Below are 17,721 nucleotides of genomic sequence, written 5' to 3' on the forward strand. Positions count from 1 at the left end.
TATTGTGGCCGGTTCGACCGGTTTATAAGAAATATCCCTTTAGTCCTTTTCGGGCGACTGGGAACAATATCCGGTCAGCGCGACTCCAAGTGTTCGATCAGTTCGTTTCTCGACAACACGGGGGCGGACGTAGGGCGAGGGGACGGATGTGCGATGGAATTCGTGGTTCGACTGCTGCTGGTCCTCGCGGTGTTCGTCGGCGCTGCGGTCTGTGGCTACTGCATCGCGGCTGCCACGGTCCGGCAACCCACCGCGGTGCCCTCCTGGCCTCAGCCTCTGCCCTTGCGTCCGCCCCAGGCGGGACCGCCGGCATCGTCGGCCCCGGAATCGCCGACGGGGTCACCGCAGACCCGTGACACCGGTCAGGGAGCACCGGATCGCCGACTCGTCGAGGGGTTGATCGGGGTGCACGATCTCAGCCGTAGCCCGGAGGTCAGCGCCCATGTCGAGCAGGTACTGGCGCGGTCGGGTGTCGAGCTGATCGATGTCCCGGTCGGCACCGTCTTCGATGCGGAACGACACGACGCGAGGGCGACGGAACCGACGGACGACCCTGCGCGGCACAAGAGGATCGCTTCCGTGATCCGTCCCGGGTGGTGCGATGGCGTCGTTGTGCTGCGTGAGCCGCAGGTGAGCGTGTGGCGGTACGCCGACTCCGATCAGGAGAGGAATCCGAACCGATGACCCGATCTCAGACGCTGCTCGCCGGTGTCGCCTCCGGCCTCGTCGCGCTGATCGCCGGGGCCGCGCTGGTCTTGGCGGGCGACCCTGAATGTACCGAGGTGACTCCGGCCACGCCCGTTCAGCGGGCACCGTCGACCCCCGGCGATCAGACCGAGCATCACGGCCCTCCAGTGGTGCCCCGGATCGGGCCTCGCTCCCCGACCGTGGGGTGATGCCGGAGGACCCCCTACCACCTCAGGTGCGGGCGCAGCTGCCCCTGGAGCTCCTCGGCCTTGGCGATCGACCGGTTCAGTTTGCTCAGCTCGGCCTGGCGGGTCTCGTTCGAAGCCTCGGCTTCGCGTGCCTGGTCCAGGAGCTTCTTCGCCTCCGCGATGTTGTCCTCCAGGCGCCGACTGTAGGTCGTTCGGAGTTCGTGCGGCACCTGCACCATGACCGTGCGCACCTGGTTCTGCAGATCCTCGCGTGCGGTGCGTACGGACTCGTTGAGCCACCGGTGCAGGGCCTCCTTACCGCCCCTGGTCGCCTTGAAGCCGACGACCACCGCGGCCCACAGCGCGCCCGCCACCAGCGGCCCACCTGGAATCATGATGCCGACCGCCGAGCCGAGCGCCAGCAGCGGCCCGCCCGACATCGCGGCGCTCAACGTCGCCGGGTCGATCAGTCCTTTGCCGGGGGCGTACTCGGCGTGTGAACGCAGCGAGTAGTCAACCTCGCGGAACGCGCCGTCGATCAACTCGGACCTGATCTGCGCCTCCTCGAGTAGGGGGATGGCGATCGCCTGCAGGCCGGCGCGGAAGTCGTCCGTGATGGCCTTGGCCATCGCCTCGATGTCGGCGGTCATCTGCGCGACCAGGGCCTGCCCGGACCGGCTCAGCGTCTGGAGCCCGATTCGGTCGATCTGTTGGTTCCACGTCGCTCGCAGCTGATCCAGCCGTAGCCGGATGTCGTTGTCGGTGTCGATCTGCAGCGCCTGCAGTCTGCTACTGAGCGTCGGAGCCCAATCCCGCTGGCGCGCGCGGAGTTCGTCGAGTCTGGCGGCTTCGCGGGTCATGTCCGCGTCGACCGCGGGCGCCTGCTCCAGGGTCGCCCGGCGAACCGCCCACTGTCCCTTCGCAGCCTCAATGCCTTGATTCGCGGCCTGCGCCGCCCGTACGGTGAGCGACCGGCGCGGATCTCCCAGGAGGACGGCGAGCCTGGCCGACAGCTGAGGGATACCCGACCGCTCCATCGCCTTGGCTCGCCGCGCCGGATCGGCCGTCGCTGCCTGCTGGGCGTACACGCTCGACACCCCGACGATCTCGATCCCTGCGAAACGCGGCGCATACTCCGCCAGGAGCGCGCGGTTCTCATCGATGATCTGCGCGAACGTGGTCCGTGCCTGGTCGATCTTGGTGACCGCCAGCACGACCGCCGAAGCGTCGGTGGTGATGCCGGCGAGGAAATCGAGTTCCGGGCGCGAGATCGGCGCGTTCGCGTCGCACACCATCAGCAGGACGCTCTCGCCCTTCGTCGCCCGGAGCGTGGTTTCCGCGTGCGCCGGATCCAGCCCGTTCACGCCCGGGGTGTCGACCAGCGCGATCCCGGGCGCGTTCACCGGATCGAGGGCCACGACCGCGCCGAGCGGCTTGTTCGCGTCGGACTCCCGCACGTGCGCACCGTCCACGCTCACCCAGTCCGCGAGTTCGGCCTGCGGGATCGTCATCCACCGTCGCGGAATGAGGTAGCGGTCGCCGTCGACGGCGCGGCTGGCCGCCGGAGCGGACGGGTCGTCGAGGAACTCGAGTTGGACGGTGCCCGGCGCGATACCGCCGAACGGCGGCTCGAACCGGATGTAGGCGGACGTCGTGATCTCCACCCCCACGGGAGCCCAGCTCGTTCCCGTGAGTGCGTTGACCAGTGAGCTCTTCCCGCGCTTCACCTCTCCGATCACCACCACCGTCGGCGGCGGGGTCGGCAGAGCCCGGATCTCGCGCATCCGAGCGACCGTCGATACTTGTTTCACCGCCTCCAGGAACTGCTGGCTCCGATCGAGGATCTCCATGGCCTCGGCGTTCCGGTCGCGGTTCGTCATAGTCATGTGCTGCCCTCCGAGGTGGCGCGTTCGGCACGGATCGACGTCACGACGAGCTGATAGCTGCGTTCGAGTACGCGGAGTGCGAGTTGTTCCGGCGCGGCGAGCGCGGACGCCTTCCGTCGTTGGCAGTCCCGTTGCCGATCGAGCGCCGCGTTCACCAACTCATCGGGCGGTGTGTCGCCGGGCATCCGGAGTAGGGCCGGCGCGGTCGCCGCTGTGCACACGTGGTCGAGTTCGGTGACCAACGGGTGTGTAGGCCGCCAGGTGCTCAGGGTGTCCAGTGCATCGAAGGCGCGAAGCATGTGCAGTTCGTCGCTCTGCTCGGCATCATCGAGTGCGTCGAGGATGTCGCGTCGGTGCGCCGAACCGCCGGCCAGCCGGCGGACATCGTCGAGCACCGCGATGGCCTTCATCGCAGAGCTGTACCGCTGGAACCGGGACCTGATCGCCGCACGGACGTCCGGCAGTCCCGAGCGGCGCAACAGCCAGTCGTTGAGCGCGGCGGCTCCGTCACCGGCGACGGCGCGCCCGTGTCGGAGGCCGTAGTCCGAAAGTCGTTGGTGCAGGTCGGTCACGGAGGCGTGGACGCACGGATCACCGTCACCGTTCTGCAGGAGGTCGTCCATGGCGAAGACGTCCATGGCGAAGTCATCGCGGTCGGCGAGAGCGGCCAGGTCCTTGGCCTGGGTTTCGGTCACGCCCAGGATCGCGGTTTCGGCCAACAGGGCAGCTACCGGCAGGACCGCCCCGGTGACAGCGGAGTGCCGGACGGCGAGTTTCGTGGCCAGCCCGGCTGCGACCTCGAACGGGTCCTCGTCGCCCCACGCGCCGGACCCCACCTGGTCGGCGTGGTGCAACAGGAAGATGGTGTTGTGCCGGTTGGCGCCCATCGACCGCAGAAACTCCGATTCGTCCTCGCGCGGCCCGGTCGCGGGGGTCATGAAGAGGGTGACATCCGCCTTCGGAAGTTCGCCGCCGGAGCCGAGGATCGCCCGTTCGGTGGCGCGCTGCGCGGCGGGATCCTCCGACCCGGAACTGATCCCCGGTGTGTCGATGACGCGGTATTCGGTCGCGAGTACCCGCGAGTGGTGGTAGGCGATCGCGAAGTCGATCTCGTCGGCAGGGCGCTCATAGTCGGTGAGGGTCACACCGGGCAGGACTTGCCGGGTACCGTCCAGCCCGATCACATCGGTGTGTGCCTGCAACCCGTGCCGGTAGAGCGTCGCGATCCTTGTGCACTCACCGGCGTCGGTCACAGCGACGCGGTCTCCGACCAGCGCGTTGAGCAGCGTCGACTTGCCGGAACTGACCCGGCCGAGGAGGGCCACGGTCAGGTCACCGTCCAGCCTGGCACGGGCCGACCGGATGACGTCCCGTTCGGCATCGGTGCTCAGGTACGGCGCCACCTCGGCGAGCAGTTCCTCCAACCGGGCCCGGAGCGCGGTTCGATCGCCGGTCATACGGTGGCCGTCGTTTCCACGACCCGACGATGCCGCACGCCACGGTCCGGCGCACCCACGCTCCCCGAGGTCATCATCCCTCGACCGGCCCCCTTGTTTCGGCCCCGGCGGACGACGTCGCATTCGCGGGGCGAGGCGGCTCCCGCAGTCGAATCGTAAGCGGTCTGTGCTCGTCCGCCGCCGGAGTCGACGAGCTTCGTCACGGATCCTGTCGACCTACTACCCCCGGCGGTCGGGCGCACGGCGATTCCTCATTGCTTGTACACGTGGATCCGGTCATTGGAGCCACGCGTACAGACGCTCAATATCCGCTCGGTCTGCACGAGGTAGGGGTAACTGTGTGAGCACGACCACCTGCCGACGGAGGTCTGCACGTTGCTGGAGTTCGCTGCGGCTTTCACGAATTCTCCCACGACGTCCTCGGCCTCGACACACGTGAGATTCCCTTGGAACGCGACAAGTCCGGTCGTTCCTGATGCGAAGGTGAGGCTTCCGCTGGTGCCCGCCGGATAGCTGACGGTGCCGCATCGGGTGTAGCCGGCCTCGATCGACGCGGTCGAGGTCGTCGTCGCGAATGTCGTTCGCGTAGCCGTCGTGGTGGACGAGCTGGACGAGCTGTTGCCCAGCACCCCGTTCGCGACGAGCGTCCCGAGCCCGATGACCAGGGCGGCCAGGCCGCCGGCAGCGATGGGGAACTTTCGCTTGTTGCCGGTGTGCGGAGGTGCGGGCGCGGGCCGCGGGGGTGTGGTGACGGGGACATCGCTGTTCGTCGGTGGGCCGTCGGCCACGGGCGCCTGATCGGATCGCTTCTGCTCCGGTCTTGGCGCCACGTGTCCGGCTGGGCGCCCTTCGGGAGGTACAGGCGGAGCCGGACGCGGCGTCGGCCGCGGTGGGCTCGGTGGTTCGTCCGAACCCGCTCGTGCGCCGGGCAGCACCGGCACCGGGCCGCGGGCCGGTGCGGCTGGAATGTCGCGGGGCGGTGTGGCCGGAATGTCGCCGACCGGTGCGGCCGGGGTGTAGAGCGCTCCGGTCGCGACCACGGTCTTCGGGTCCACCGACAGGTGCCCGATCTGGGCGATTCCGGCGAGTTCCGAATGGACCAGTGGGGTCAGGCTACTGCCCCCGGTCAAATACAGGGTCACCGAGCGAGGATCGGTTCCACCAGAGGAGAGGACTCGTCGAGCGAGCCCCACAGCCCGGCCGACGTCGGCGGCGATCAGCCGGTCGTACTCGTCCCGAGTGAGGACCTTGAACCCTGCGCCGGGCACAGGGATCCGCGTGACCGGGGCCGACGACAGATCCTCCTTCGCCTCGCGGATCCGATCGGCGAGAGCGAGCCGGTCGGCCGCGTCGAGCCGCTCCAGTACTCCCGCATCGTCGTACTGACCAGCCAGCCACGTGGTGATGGCCTCATCGAAGTTGTCGCCGCCGAGATCGATGGCGGCGTGGCTGTCCACCACTCGGAACCCGGTCGATGTGCGCTCGAGCAGGGCGACGTCACAGGTACCGGCTCCGAAGTCGAAAACCCCGATCCGGGACCCTATGGGCAGATCGGTGCGTTCGTGGGTGTAGTAGCGAGCAGCCGCCTGTGCCTCGACGAGCAAGGTCAGGGTCGAATCGGGCACTCCGGCCGCCAGCGCGGCGCGCCGCAGCCGATCGCGCCGGTGTCTGCCCCACGCCTCGGGGTGCGTCAGCACGACTGCGCCGAAGTCCCGATTGGCGCGGGCGTGGGCCTTGGCCAGCACCTCACGCAGGACCGCTGCGGCCAGATCCACCGTGTCAAGTTCGGCGTCGCCGAGCCGGGCGGTGTTGCGGCCCAGCAGCGTCTTGGGCGACGCTTCGAAGCCCTCCGGCGCGAACGCCGCCGACCGGACCGCTGCGGCCCCGACGATCAACTCACCGTCGATGTAGCACACCGCGGACGGCAGGAGGTCGCCCTTCTCACCCAGTCGGACCGTCTGTGGCGCGGCCTGTCCGTCACGAACCGCTGCCACGGTATTGGACGTCCCGAAATCGATGCTAAGAGACCAGGAATCTGCCATCGTCGTTCTCCTGTTCGGGGCTCGATGCCGTCAGTCGTACGTGAAGGGATGCGGGTCGAGGCCGTCGTAGGTCCCGTCGTGATCAGAGTCCCGGTCGAGGCCGAGAATCACGTCGGCCGTGTGCGTGTCCTGGATCTGGTGGTCCAGCAGCGCGTTGTAGTAGGCGTTCTGGGTGAGGGCGTCGTGGGGGCCGGAGTTCTCGTAGTCCGATTGGAAGTCCGCCAGGGCCTTCTCGTCGCGTGCGTAGGCATCTTCCAGCAGCCCGTAGAGCGTGTCGGCCACGGTGTCCGACGGCGCCGGCGTTTCGGCGGCAGGTGCCCCCGCCGTAGGCGTGGCTGAGCTGTCGGGGGTCGAGTACGTGGGAGCGCTCGCGGTACCGACCGGAGTTTCGGCGTACCCGTCACCGTCGGTGTCGCTGAGCATCGTCTCGGTTGTGCCGTCACCGTCGGCATCCACGATGTACGTCTCGTAGTATCCGTCACCGTTCGTGTCGATCAGCCCCGTCTCGCCGTAGCCGTCGCGATTCGTATCGACCTGGACGAACTCGGCGTAACCGTCGCCGTTGGTATCGATCGCCAGCGTCTCGGCGTACCCATCTCCATCGGTGTCCACGGCCAGCGTCTCGGCGTAGCCGTCACCGTTCAGATCCATCGGTTCTTGCGTCATGGTTCTCTGATGAACGGGTGCAGCCGTTTGTTCCCGGGCGGATCGACTTGTCCCGTGCGGATTGACTACGGCAATGCCGAGGGATCGCCGGGAGGCGGCCCGTTGAACCACCGCCCGGTGCCGGCGGTCGTGAAACGAGAGCAGGTCAGGCCCGGGTGAAGTACCCGGCCTGACCTGCAGAATTTGGAGCCGCCTGGGGGAATCGAACCCCCGACCTTTTCATTACGAGTGAAGCGCTCTACCGACTGAGCTAAGGCGGCGTGACCCCGCACGGGGTGCAGGACCGAGGACCAAGTGTACTGACCGCCCCGGCGCCCACCAAATTCACCGCTCAACGGGGCTGTCTCGCACTGTGACGTCCGGTTTGTCGCCAGTGGTCACAGTGACATAGCGACAGTACGAATCGTGCGATCGGCGCATCGGCGTCCAGCGTGTCCGCACCGTCGCCTCGGCCTACTTCCCCGAGAGCCACTCGGGGAACGCGGGACCGGGCACGTCGAAGGCCTTCGCGATGTCGGCGAGGATGTGATAGGCACCCTGCACGCTCACGGCGCTCATCCATTCGGCGTCCTTGACCTCGACGCTCTTCGGCGCGAGCGGTGCCCACAGCGGGTTCTGACGGAAGGTGTTGAGCGAGTCGACGCCCTTGTCGCCGTTGGTGGTCACGAAGATCTTCGTACCGTCGGCGGACGGGATGCGTTCGGCGCTGATCTCGGTCATGAACTCGTCGATGTTCTGCGACGCCGGCCGCGCCAGACCGGCGTCCTGCAGCACGATGCCGGAGAAGGACTTCTTCGCGTAGAGGCGCGTGGGACCGTCCAGGAAGCGAACCACGGAGATGGTGGTGTCGGGCCCGGACTTGGCCTTCACAGCATCCCCGACGCGGCGAGCCTGCGTCTCGTACTCGGCCAGACGCCGCTCGGCGAGATCCTCCTTGCCGAGGGCCTTCGCCAGCAGCCGGATGTTGTCCTTCCAGGTGGGGCCGGTGGTCTCACTGAAGACAGTCGGTGCGATGCCGGTGAGCTGCGCGTACTCCTTGGCGTGCCGGACCTTCGCGCTCACGATGAGGTCGGGTTTGGTCACGAGGATCTTCTCCAGCGAGGGCGACGCCAGCTTGCCGACGCTGACAGCATCCGCGCCGTAGTTCGTTGCCGACGCCCCGAGGTAGTCCGGCAGCTTGTCGCCCAGGGTGTTGTACTCGGTGAACGCGACCAGCTTGGTGTCGAGCATCAGCGTCGCGTCGGCGAAGGAGGCATCCAGGGCTGCGACGCGTTGGGGCCGGCTCGGGATCGTTGTGCTGCCCATCGCCTGCTCGATGGTTCGCGGGAACCCGTCGCCGGCGGCGCGACTCGTCGTCGTGTCCGACGGTGCGCCGCTGCCGCACGCGGTGAGCGCGCCGAGCGTGAGCGCGACCACTGCTGCGCGCGCCAGGGAGAGCTTCATGAGTTTCGGGTCCTTCCTCCCGCGTGCGCCGCGGGAATCGCGACGACCGCGAGGGAAGGTTACGCTGACCTTACTTGGATTGCCAACAGTGGTCAGGACTGATCCGGGTTCGCCGGCGGCCGACCGGGCCTCCGCATCGGACGCGCCTTCGCCGGCATCCGTCCGGCATCGTCGAGCGCCCTGCGCAGCAGGAATTCGATCTGCGCGTTGACGCTGCGCAGATCGTCGGCGGCCCATTTCGCGAGGGCGCGGTACACCTCGGGGTCGATCCGGAGCGGGACCGCCTTACGGCCCCGCTCCGGACGGTCGCTCCCGGCGTCCGGGGAGTCGGTCGGTCCCACTAGCTGTACAGGCTCCCCGTGTTCACCACGGGCGTGGTCCGGCTGTCGGAGCACAGCACCACCAGCAGGTTCGAGACCATCGCGGCCCGCCGCTCGTCATCGAGTTCGACGATGCCGTTGGCCTCGAGCCGGGTCAGCGCGCTCTCCACGAGCCCGACCGCGCCTTCCACGATCTTCGAGCGTGCCGCGAGTAGCGCGGACGCCTGCTGCCGCTGGAGCATGGCCTGCGCGATCTCGGGCGCGTAGGCGAGCGCGGAGATGCGTGCCTCGAGGATCTCGAGGCCGGCCAGCTCGACGCGGGCGGCGACCTGCTCGGCGAGCTCCGCGGCCACCTGATCGGTCGAGCCGCGCAGCGAGGTCGCGTCGGCGACGGCGTCGTCGGCGTCGTACGGGTGGCTGGTGGTCACGTGCCGCAGCGCGGACTCGGCCTGGGAGACGATGAACTCCTCGTAGTCCTCGACCGCGAACGTGGCGCGGGCGGTATCGGCGACCTGCCAGACGATGATCGACGCGATGTTCACGGGATTGCCCGTCGAATCGTTGACCTTGAGCTCCGCGGTCTCGAAGTTGTGCACGCGCACGGAGACCCGCTGCCGGGTGGTGAGCGGCAGGACGAGGCCGAGGCCCTGGCTGCGCACGGTGCCGACGTACCGGCCGAAGAGCTGCACGACGAGAGTGTGCCCGGGGGCCACGACCACGATCATGCTGAGCAGCAGCAAGGCCGCGATGACCAGGAGCACGCTGAGCACGATCAGAACGGGCGTCTGCGTCGCGATCGACAGCACGACGATGCCGACGGCCCCCGCGACGAGCGCGAGGAAGCCGAAGAAGACCCCCACTGCCGCGCCCGCCCCGGCGTGCCACGCCGCTCGTTCCGTGATCGCGACCTGGGTGTCCTCGGGTTGAACGATGGCTGTCATCACCCCTCCTTATTCTGATATCACTTATCTAAGTGATATCAGTTTTTCGTTCGCGGCGTCAAGGACGCGTCAGAGTTCCGTCAACGCCCCTTCCCGGCGCCCGGAGGCGGCAATAGCGTTCCGCGTCATGAGCTTCCTGCTGATGGTGACGGGTGTCCTGCTGCTGACGCGCCTGGTCAACGAGCTGTACTACCGGCGCGTCGACGGCGACGCGATCGAATCGCCCTGAATCGAAGGCTTGACCTCGACCGGGGTTGATAGACGAGTCTTGAGGCATGGCTGACGACCTCGCGCGGGCCCACTCCCGCGCCCTTCCGGACTTCCTGGGCGACGGCGCCCCGGGCGATGCCGCGGCGATCGTGGACTTCGTCGCCGAGGTGCTCGAGGCGCAACGCGCCGGCAGCGTCCCGCGCGTGCGCTCACTGTTCCGCGATGACGCGGTCTGGACCACGGCGCACGGCCGCCGCCTCCACGGCCGCGCCGCGATCGACGCCTTCCTGGCGCGCACGGTCCACGGTTCGATGGCGCGCGGCGCCGCCGACTACGTGGTGGAGCGGGTGTTGTTCATCCGCCCGGACGTCGCCGCGGTCAGTGTCCGGGTCCGGCCGCTGGGGCCCGACGGTGCGCCGCACCCCGCTGTGCCCGACGCGGCCCCTCTCTACGTGCTGTCCAAGGACGACGGGGCCTGGCGCATCGCCGCCGCGCAGTCGACGGCCGTCTTCGACGATCCAGCCGCGCACCAGCGCCGCGCCGGGTAGCCTCCGCTCGGTTCCGGGTGCGCTGACGCGCGGCTCGGGCATTCCCGCTCGATCCGTTCCCGCGTAAAGTGGAACGTGTTACAGTTCTGCTCACGAGATCGTGAGCGTCGAGCTGTCCTGCCTGGGCTTTTCCGACGGCGCTGCGGGAGAGGGATAGCACCATGGCGGTAACCGAGCCCGAGATCGACGAGACGGCCGACGAGATCACCGAGGAGCCGGAGGTCACGCGGAAGATCGCGGCGAAGGCGAAGTCCACCACGAAGTCTGCGGCCACGGCGACGAAGGCCCCCGTCGACAAGCAGGCGGCCCCCCGCGGCATCGTCGTCACCCCGCTCATGCTCACCCTCGCGGCGGTCGTCGTGCTCCTCGCCGTCGCCACCACGGCCTTCGGGATCCTCTGGCAGTCGGCGGCCTCGGCCCGGGACGACGCGCGCGACCAACTGGCTGCCGTCACCCGGACGCAGGAGACGAACGCCCGCGCCCAGGACGTCGCGAAGAAGTACGCGATCGGCGCGGCCACGATCGACTACCAGAACTTGGCCGGGTGGCGTACCGCGCTCACCGCGAACACCACCGACGAGCTGGCGAACCAGCTCCGGGAGGCGTCTACCCAGTTCGAGCAGATCGTCGTGCCCCTGCAGTGGCAGTCCACCGCGACTCCGCTCGGCACCATCGTCACATCCGACAAGGACGGCCTGATCATGGTCAACGTCTTCCTGAACATGATCACCAAGAGCACGCAGCGGCCGGAGGGGATCCCCTCCACCGCCACCTACACGCTCACGATCGACTCCAAGCAGGACTGGAAGATCAGTGACGTGAGTGGCATGGACGCCGCGCTGGGGCGCAAGTAGCGCCCGGCCTCAGGGCTGCCCGGGGAGCAACTGCACCATCAGGCCCTCGCCGTCGGCGAGCAGCGTCCCGTCCTCCTCGGTGAGGCGGGCGGTGACGAAGGTCTTGCGTCCGTCGACGCGGTCGACGTGGCCCTCAATGACCAGGGGCACGTCGAGCGGAGTCACCTTGCGGTAGTTCACATGCAGATAGGCGGTGCGGCTGATGGGTCGCTTCGCGGCGTAGACCACGTTGCCGAAGTTGTCGTCGAAGATGAGCGGCAGTACGCCGCCGTGCGCCACCCCGCCGCCGCCGAGGTGGTAACGACGCAGGACTCCCCGCGCCACGACCGACTCCTCGTCGAACTTCTCGATCCGGAAGGGCGGCATGAGGAGGCTGCCGCGTCCGGGCAGCATCATGCTGCGGTTCGCCGGACCCTTGCCCTCGCGCGCCGCATGGGGAGCGAGCAGCTCGACCAGTTCCGCCGCGCGGTCGCGAGCCTCCGCGTACACGTCCTCAGGGGCGTCGACACTCACCGCGAGGTCCTGCAACCGGCGCATGTTCTCGACGAAATCGCCGAACGAGGGCGGCGGCGTCGCAGGCCGAAAGCGGGGGATCTCGCTCCGCAGGTCCACCTTGTCCGAATCCGACTCGCTCATTCCTCAGACTTTACTCAGTACCAAACCGCTGGTCGGAACCCCGGTCCCGGCGGTGACCACGACCCGCTCCGCCCCGGCGACCTGGTTCGCCGCTGTGCCCCGCAGCTGCCGCACGGCCTCGGCGATGCCGTTCATCCCGTGGATGTAGGCCTCACCCAGCTGCCCGCCGTGCGGATTGAGGGGGAGGGCTCCGTCGAGCTCGCAGGTTCCGTCCGCCAGGTACGACGGTGCCTCGCCCCGCCCGCAGAAGCCGAGCTCCTCGAGCTGCATGAGCACGTAGGGGGTGAAGTGGTCGTAGAGCACCGCCAGATCCATGTCCGACGCGGCCATCGAGGCCTGCGCCCACAGCTGTCCGGCGACGACGCCCATCTCGGGCAGGCCGGTGAGGCCGTCGCGGTAGTAGCTGGTCATGACGTACTGATCGGGTCCGCTGCCCTGCGCGGCGGCGGCGATCACGGCGGGGGTCCGCTTCAGGTCACGGGCGCGTTCGACGCTCGTGATCACCAGTGCCACACCGCCGTCCGACTCCTGGCAGCAGTCCAACAGGTGCAGTGGCTCCGCGACGTACCGCGACGCCTGGTGCTCCTCCAGAGTGATCGGTTTACCGTAGAACCAGGCGGCGGGGTTGGTGGCGGCCCGCGCCCGGTCGAGAACCGCGACCCGGCCGAAATCCTCGCTCGTGGCGCCGAAGTCGTGCATGTAGCGCCGCGCCGCCATCGCGACCGTGGCCGCCGGGGTGGCGATCCCGGCGGGGTAGTGGAAGGCGTTGTCGATGCCGTTCGTGTTGACCTGCTGCGCAGCAGCGTTCGATACCTGACCGAAGCGATGCCCGGAGCGTTCGTTGAAGGCGCGGTAGGCGACGACCACGTCGGCGACGCCGGTCGCCACCGCCATCGCGGCCTGCTGCACCGTGGCCGCCGCGGCGCCGCCGCCGAAGTTGATGCGGCTGAAGAAGGTCAGCTCGGGGATCCGCAGCTCGCGGGCCACGGCGATCTCGGAGTTGGTGTCCATGGTGAAGGTCACCAGGCCGTCGACGTCCCGCGGAGCGAGGCCGGCGTCGTCGAGGGCCGCGCGCACGCACTCCACCGCCAGGCGGAGTTCGCTGCGACCGGAGTCCTTGGAGAACTCGGTGGCCCCGATGCCGGCGATCGCGGCTCTGCCGCTCAGCCCGCTCATGCCGGCAGCACCACGGTCGCGGTGCCGGAGATGTGATCCCCCAGAGCCCCCTTCGCCGTCACGGCGACGGTGACGGCGGCACCGTCGACCGCGGTGACGGTGCCCGAGAAATGGAGCGTGTCGCCTGCGTAGCAGGGGGCGCCGAGCCGGATGGAGATGTTTCGCACGAAGGCCTCCGGGCCCGCCCAGTCGGTCACGTACTTCTGGACCAGGCCGTTGTCGGTGAGGATGTTGACGAAGATGTCCTTGCTCCCGCGCGCGTGCGCCGCATCGCGGTCGTGGTGCACGTCCTGGAAGTCGCGGGTCGCGATCGCGGTGGTCGCCACGAAGGTGGTGCTCGCGTGGATCGTCATGGGCGGCAGCGGGGTACCGACGGTGACCGCCTCCGTGCGCAGGGTGGTGGGGTGACTCATCGTGCCTCCCAGGCGGGCAGGGTCAGATCATCATCGACGCGGAGGAAGACACTGCGGACGGGCATGCCGATCTCGACGGTCGCGGGATCCACGTCGATGAGCTCTCCGAGCACGCGCACGCCCTCGTCGAGTTCCACGAGCGCCACGACGAAGGGCAGGCGCTTGCCTGGGACCTTCGGGTGGTGGTGCACCACGAAGCTGAAGACCGTGCCCGTGCCGGGGGAGACGATGTAGTCGGGGGTCAGCGACAGGTCGCCGCCCGGGTCCATCGGCCCGGGTGGGTGCCGCAGGGTCTCGCCCCAGCGCTGGATCCGCAGCTCACCGGTCTTCGCGCCCTCCCAGTAGAAGGCGGTGTCTCGGGAGATCACCGGTCGCAGTACGCCGCCCGCGTAGGCGGAGGCGTCGATGATCCGTCCGCTCGGTCCCGCGTCGGGTGCGACGGCCTCGGGCGCATCAGCCGACGGAGGGCGGAATTTTAGGATGCGGAAGACCATCTCGGCCACCACCTCCTCGCCCACCCGCCACAGCGTGCGCGTCGTGAAGAACCAGCCCTCGCCGAGCCCGGTCTTCTTGGGTCCCACCACGTCCTCTAGCCGCGACGACGCGGTGATCTCCTCGCCGGGCCGCAGGGGCCGGTGGTAGGTCTGATCCGAGTTGGTGGCGACCACGGACGTGTAACCGAGATCGTCGAGCGCTGCGGTCATCAGGCCCAGCGGATCGTCATCGGCGCGCTCGCCGCGCAGCCCGCGCATCGACCAGACCTGCGCCATCGCGGGCGGCGCCACCGGCCCGCCGAAGATCGACTGCGCCGCGAACGCGGGATCGGAGTACAGCGGGTTGGTGTCGCCGATGGCCTCGGTCCAGTTGTTGATCATCGGCTGGTTCACCGGGTCCCGCCCGGCGCGTGGGGTGGAGTCACCGAGGGCACGGATCCGTTCCGCCGCGGCGAGGACGGCTGCGGTGGTCGCGTCCTCCTGTCCTGAGGCGCTCACCGGGGCACCCGTGGCAGCTGCAGGCCCATGAGGGCGATGAGTTCGCGCTGGATCTCGTTGACGCCACCACCGAAGGTCAGCACCAGGTGGCGTTTTGCCTGAACGTCGAGCCAGTGCAGCAGCTCCGCCGTCGCGGGATCCGCCGGATCTCCATGCGTCCCGACCGTTTCCTCGAGCAGCGCGGTGAGCCCCTGGATCCGGTCGGAGCCGAAGACCTTGGTGGCGGAGGCATCGGCCACGTCGACCGGGCCGCCGGCCTCGGCGGCCGCGACCTGCCAGTTCAGCAGCTCGTTGACCAGTTCCGCCGCCCGCACCCGCGCCAGCGCGCCCGCCACGTCGGGGTCGTCCAGCAGGCCCTTCTCCCGCGCCCAGGCGGCCACCCGGTCGTACAGAGAGCCGATGCGGCCGGACGGCCCGAGCATGACACGCTCGTGATTGAGCTGTGTGGTGATCAGCTTCCATCCCTCGTTCTCGACGCCGACCAGCATGTCCATCGGTACCCGGACGTCGTTGTAGTACGTGGCGTTCACGTGATGCGCGCCGTCCGCCGTGATGATCGGCGTCCAGCTGTAGCCGGGATCCCTCGTGTCGAGTATGAGGATCGAGATGCCCTTGTGCTTGGGCGCATCGGGGTCGGTGCGGACGGCGATCCACACGTAGTCGGCGTCGTGGCCGCCGGTGGTGAAGATCTTCTGTCCGTTCACCACGTAGTGGTCACCGTCGCGAACGGCGGTGGTGCGCAGCGAGGCGAGGTCGGTGCCCGCCTCCGGTTCGGTGTAGCCGATGGCGAAATGCACCTCGCCCGAGAGGATCTTCGGCAGGAACCTCGCCTTCTGCTCCTCGGTGCCGAAGGCCTGCAGCGTCGGTCCCACGGTCTGCAGTGTCACCGAGGGCAGTTGCACGTCGGCACGAGCGGCCTCGTTGACGAACAGGTACTGCTCGATGGGTCCGAAGCCCTTGCCGCCGTACTCCACCGGCCAGCCGACGCCGAGCCGGTCGTCGCGTCCCATGCGCAGCACCACGTCTCGGAAGACGTCGCCGTGCCGCTGCACCAGCATCGCGGTGCGCTCCTCGGGCGTCATCAGGGTCGAGAAGTAGTCGCGCAGCTCGGCCTGCAGGGCGCGCTGCGCCGCCGTGAGCGTCAGGAATCTCCCGGACTCGTCCGCACCGGTGACGTCGTTGCTGTGCGCGGTGGCGAGACCGCGCAGCGTCTGCGGGACTCCGCCGACGAACCGCGCCAGATCCTTGATCGTGGAGGAGAAGCGGTGCAGCGGGTAGGTCGCGTCCACGCCGATGCCGCCGTGCAGGTGATGGCAGGTCCGTACCGCCGACGGTGCCTCCGCGGCCAGCCAGTGCGCCGCGAGCGCGGTCGCCTCGTCGGCGGGAGAGCCGGTGCCGACCCGCCACGCTGCGGAGACGGCGACGAGATGTACGGTGCGCGAGGCGATGTAGACATCCGCGATCTGCTGCGCCACGGCCTGGAAGGCGCCGAGTGGTCGCCCGAACTGCTCCCGCTTGCGCAGGTGGTCGACGGTGAGCGCCAGCGCCCCGGCGAGCGCACCGTCGGCGACCGCTGCCGCGCCGGCCAGGGCGTACTCCCGCACCGCCTGCGCGACGGTGCCGTCCGTCGACCCGCCCAGCACGGCGTCGGCGGGGACCTCGACGCCCGCCAGGTCGACGGTGCCCTCCGGCGCGCCGGTCGAGGAGGGGCTGGGGACCACGGTGACGCCGGGGGCGGACGCCGGTACGACGAAGACGGCCGGCCCGTCGTCGGTGGCGGCGCTGACCAGGAGACGCCCCGCGTGCTGTGCGTAGCCCACGGCGACCTTCCGCCCCGTCAGAGTCCAGCCGCTCGCCGTGCGCGCGGCGCGGGTGGCGGGGCGGACGGGGACCGCGGCCCCAGCCTCGCTCAGCGCGCCGACGATCAGCTCCTCGCCGGTCAGGGCCGCGGGGAGCAGTGCCTCGCGCTGGGCGGCCGTCCCGAGCGCGGCGACCGGCAGGATGCCCAGTGCGAGACCGGGCAGGACCGGGGCGGCGACGGCGAGACGGCCGGCCTCGGTGAGCACCGCGGCGACCTCCTCCACGCCGAGCCCCGCACCGCCGAGATCCTCCGGGGCGGGAAGGCCGAGCAGATCCGCCCGGGCGAGATCCGCCCAGGTCGCGCGCCAGGCACCGTCGTCGGGGGTGAGCCCGCCGCCGGAACCTCCCGTACTGCGCGCGGCGGCGTGCCCGAGCACGTCGGCCGCAAGGCCGGCCACGGCCACCTGGTTCTCGTCCGGACGGAAGTCCACGCGCACTCCTGATCTCGATACCGCGTACAAACGGTGAAACGTGTTCTATTTTTAGCAAGTGGGATGAACGCCCGCAAGCAGTTCGAGGAAAGGGTGACCATGCGATTCACGTACGCCGAGGCGATGACGGATCCGTCGTACTACGTTCCGCTCGCCCGGGCTGCGGAGGAGGCCGGGTACCACAGCATGTGCGTCGCCGACAGCATCGCGTACCCCGAGGTCTCCGACTCGACGTACCCGTACACCCCGGACGGGAGCAGGGAGTTCCTGGACGGCAAGGAATTCGTCGAGACTTTCGTGCTCGCCTCCGCGCTCGCGGCGTCGACGACGACCCTCCGCTTCACCCCGTTCGTGCTCAAGCTGCCGATCCGCCCGCCGGTGCTCGTCGCGAAGCAGGCAACCTCGCTCGCGTCGATGAGCGGGAACAGGTTCTCGCTGGGCGTCGGGATCAGCCCGTGGCCCGAGGACTTCGAGATCATGGGCGTGCCCTTCGAGCGGCGCGGCAAGCGGATGGACGAGTGCATCGAGATCATCAGGGGCCTGTCGACAGGGGAGTACTTCGAGTATCACGGCGAGTTCTTCGACATCCCGTCGATCAAGATCGCGCCGGTGCCCTCGGAGCCGCTGCCCATCCTGGTGGGTGGCCACGCGGACGCCGCGCTGCGCCGCGCGGTGCGGCTGTGCGACGGCTGGATGCACGCCGGCGGCGACGGCGAGGAGCTCGACCGGATGCTCGCCCGGATCGACGCGCTGCGCGCCGAGCACGACAAGAAGGAGTTCGAGATCCACGTGATCTCGCTGGACGCCTATACGGTCGACGGCATCAAACGGCTCGAGGACAAGGGGGTCACCGATGTCATCGTCGGCTTCCGCCTGCCCTATCAGCTCGGACCGGACACCGAGCCGTTGCAACCCAAGATCGACCACCTCCGGCGCTACGCCGACTCCGTGATCAGCAAGTTCTAGGAGGC

Annotated in this window: 18 protein-coding genes and 1 tRNA gene; 5 read left to right on the top strand and 14 right to left on the bottom strand. The window is 69.0% G+C overall.

Going from position 1 to position 17,721, the window contains the following annotated elements; translation table 11 throughout:
* Nucleotides 1-339: 339 nt before the first annotated feature.
* Entirely contained in the window at nt 340-522 is a 183-nt protein-coding gene (locus AC21LY_RS03140) for a hypothetical protein (RefSeq protein ID WP_489045436.1), read from the bottom strand.
* On the opposite strand from AC21LY_RS03140, the gene AC21LY_RS03145 reads away from it, so the two are divergent.
* The gene (locus AC21LY_RS03145; protein ID WP_489045413.1) at nt 481-684 is read left to right on the top strand and encodes a hypothetical protein; all 204 of its coding nucleotides are present in this window, start codon (nt 481-483) and stop codon (nt 682-684) included. The genes AC21LY_RS03140 and AC21LY_RS03145 overlap by 42 nt on opposite strands.
* The gene (locus AC21LY_RS03150) at nt 681-896 is read left to right on the top strand and encodes a hypothetical protein (RefSeq protein ID WP_489044815.1); all 216 of its coding nucleotides are present in this window, start codon (nt 681-683) and stop codon (nt 894-896) included. The genes AC21LY_RS03145 and AC21LY_RS03150 overlap by 4 nt, the downstream gene beginning before the upstream one ends.
* 14 nt (nt 897-910) lie before the next feature.
* On the opposite strand, the gene AC21LY_RS03155 is transcribed toward AC21LY_RS03150, so the two are convergent.
* From AC21LY_RS03155 to AC21LY_RS03190, 8 genes are all read right to left on the bottom strand, one after another.
* Entirely contained in the window at nt 911-2,761 is a 1,851-nt protein-coding gene (locus AC21LY_RS03155; RefSeq protein WP_489044817.1) for a dynamin family protein, read from the bottom strand.
* Nucleotides 2,758-4,218: a GTPase gene (locus AC21LY_RS03160; protein WP_489044819.1), complete on the bottom strand. Its 1,461-nt coding sequence runs from the start codon at nt 4,216-4,218 to the stop codon at nt 2,758-2,760. Before AC21LY_RS03160 ends, AC21LY_RS03155 begins: the two co-directional genes overlap by 4 nt.
* Nucleotides 4,219-4,469: 251 nt before the next feature.
* The gene (locus tag AC21LY_RS03165) at nt 4,470-6,212 is read right to left on the bottom strand and encodes an Hsp70 family protein (RefSeq protein WP_489044821.1); all 1,743 of its coding nucleotides are present in this window, start codon (nt 6,210-6,212) and stop codon (nt 4,470-4,472) included.
* A 78-nt stretch (nt 6,213-6,290) separates the two neighbouring features.
* Nucleotides 6,291-6,926, bottom strand: a complete 636-nt coding sequence (locus AC21LY_RS03170) for a hypothetical protein (protein WP_489044823.1) — start codon at nt 6,924-6,926, stop codon at nt 6,291-6,293.
* Nucleotides 6,927-7,110: 184 nt separating this feature from the next.
* A tRNA-Thr gene (locus AC21LY_RS03175) sits at nt 7,111-7,186 on the bottom strand.
* 193 nt (nt 7,187-7,379) lie between these two features.
* Nucleotides 7,380-8,369 (bottom strand): ABC transporter substrate-binding protein, encoded by a 990-nt coding sequence (locus AC21LY_RS03180; protein WP_489044825.1) that lies wholly within the window; start codon nt 8,367-8,369, stop codon nt 7,380-7,382.
* Nucleotides 8,370-8,461: 92 nt separating this feature from the next.
* Entirely contained in the window at nt 8,462-8,710 is a 249-nt protein-coding gene (locus AC21LY_RS03185; RefSeq protein ID WP_489044827.1) for a type II toxin-antitoxin system antitoxin, read from the bottom strand.
* Entirely contained in the window at nt 8,710-9,630 is a 921-nt protein-coding gene (locus AC21LY_RS03190) for an SPFH domain-containing protein (protein WP_489044829.1), read from the bottom strand. The genes AC21LY_RS03185 and AC21LY_RS03190 overlap by 1 nt, the downstream gene beginning before the upstream one ends.
* Before the next feature lie 275 nt (nt 9,631-9,905).
* Between AC21LY_RS03190 and AC21LY_RS03195 the strand changes: the two genes are divergently transcribed.
* Nucleotides 9,906-10,388: an SgcJ/EcaC family oxidoreductase gene (locus AC21LY_RS03195; RefSeq protein WP_489044831.1), complete on the top strand. Its 483-nt coding sequence runs from the start codon at nt 9,906-9,908 to the stop codon at nt 10,386-10,388.
* A 161-nt stretch (nt 10,389-10,549) separates the two neighbouring features.
* Entirely contained in the window at nt 10,550-11,242 is a 693-nt protein-coding gene (locus AC21LY_RS03200) for a hypothetical protein (RefSeq protein WP_489044833.1), read from the top strand.
* A gap of 9 nt (nt 11,243-11,251) precedes the next feature.
* On the opposite strand, the gene AC21LY_RS03205 is transcribed toward AC21LY_RS03200, so the two are convergent.
* From AC21LY_RS03205 to AC21LY_RS03225, 5 genes are read right to left on the bottom strand one after another with little or no spacing between them, the layout of a single operon-like run.
* Nucleotides 11,252-11,878 (bottom strand): PaaI family thioesterase, encoded by a 627-nt coding sequence (locus AC21LY_RS03205; RefSeq protein ID WP_489044835.1) that lies wholly within the window; start codon nt 11,876-11,878, stop codon nt 11,252-11,254.
* 3 nt (nt 11,879-11,881) lie between these two features.
* The gene (locus AC21LY_RS03210; protein ID WP_489044837.1) at nt 11,882-13,054 is read right to left on the bottom strand and encodes a lipid-transfer protein; all 1,173 of its coding nucleotides are present in this window, start codon (nt 13,052-13,054) and stop codon (nt 11,882-11,884) included.
* Entirely contained in the window at nt 13,051-13,467 is a 417-nt protein-coding gene (locus AC21LY_RS03215; RefSeq protein WP_489044839.1) for a MaoC family dehydratase, read from the bottom strand. Before AC21LY_RS03215 ends, AC21LY_RS03210 begins: the two co-directional genes overlap by 4 nt.
* On the bottom strand, nt 13,464-14,459 hold the full coding sequence (locus tag AC21LY_RS03220; protein ID WP_489044841.1) for a bifunctional MaoC family dehydratase N-terminal/OB-fold nucleic acid binding domain-containing protein: 996 nt from the start codon (nt 14,457-14,459) through the stop codon (nt 13,464-13,466). The genes AC21LY_RS03215 and AC21LY_RS03220 overlap by 4 nt, the downstream gene beginning before the upstream one ends.
* The gene (locus tag AC21LY_RS03225) at nt 14,456-16,750 is read right to left on the bottom strand and encodes an acyl-CoA dehydrogenase family protein (protein WP_489044843.1); all 2,295 of its coding nucleotides are present in this window, start codon (nt 16,748-16,750) and stop codon (nt 14,456-14,458) included. The genes AC21LY_RS03220 and AC21LY_RS03225 overlap by 4 nt, the downstream gene beginning before the upstream one ends.
* A 99-nt stretch (nt 16,751-16,849) precedes the next feature.
* Between AC21LY_RS03225 and AC21LY_RS03230 the strand changes: the two genes are divergently transcribed.
* Complete coding sequence (locus AC21LY_RS03230) at nt 16,850-17,716, top strand: TIGR03619 family F420-dependent LLM class oxidoreductase (RefSeq protein WP_489044845.1); 867 nt, start codon at nt 16,850-16,852, stop codon at nt 17,714-17,716.
* Nucleotides 17,717-17,721: the final 5 nt, after the last annotated feature.

Source organism: Tsukamurella sp. II2bb, from assembly GCF_057815145.1.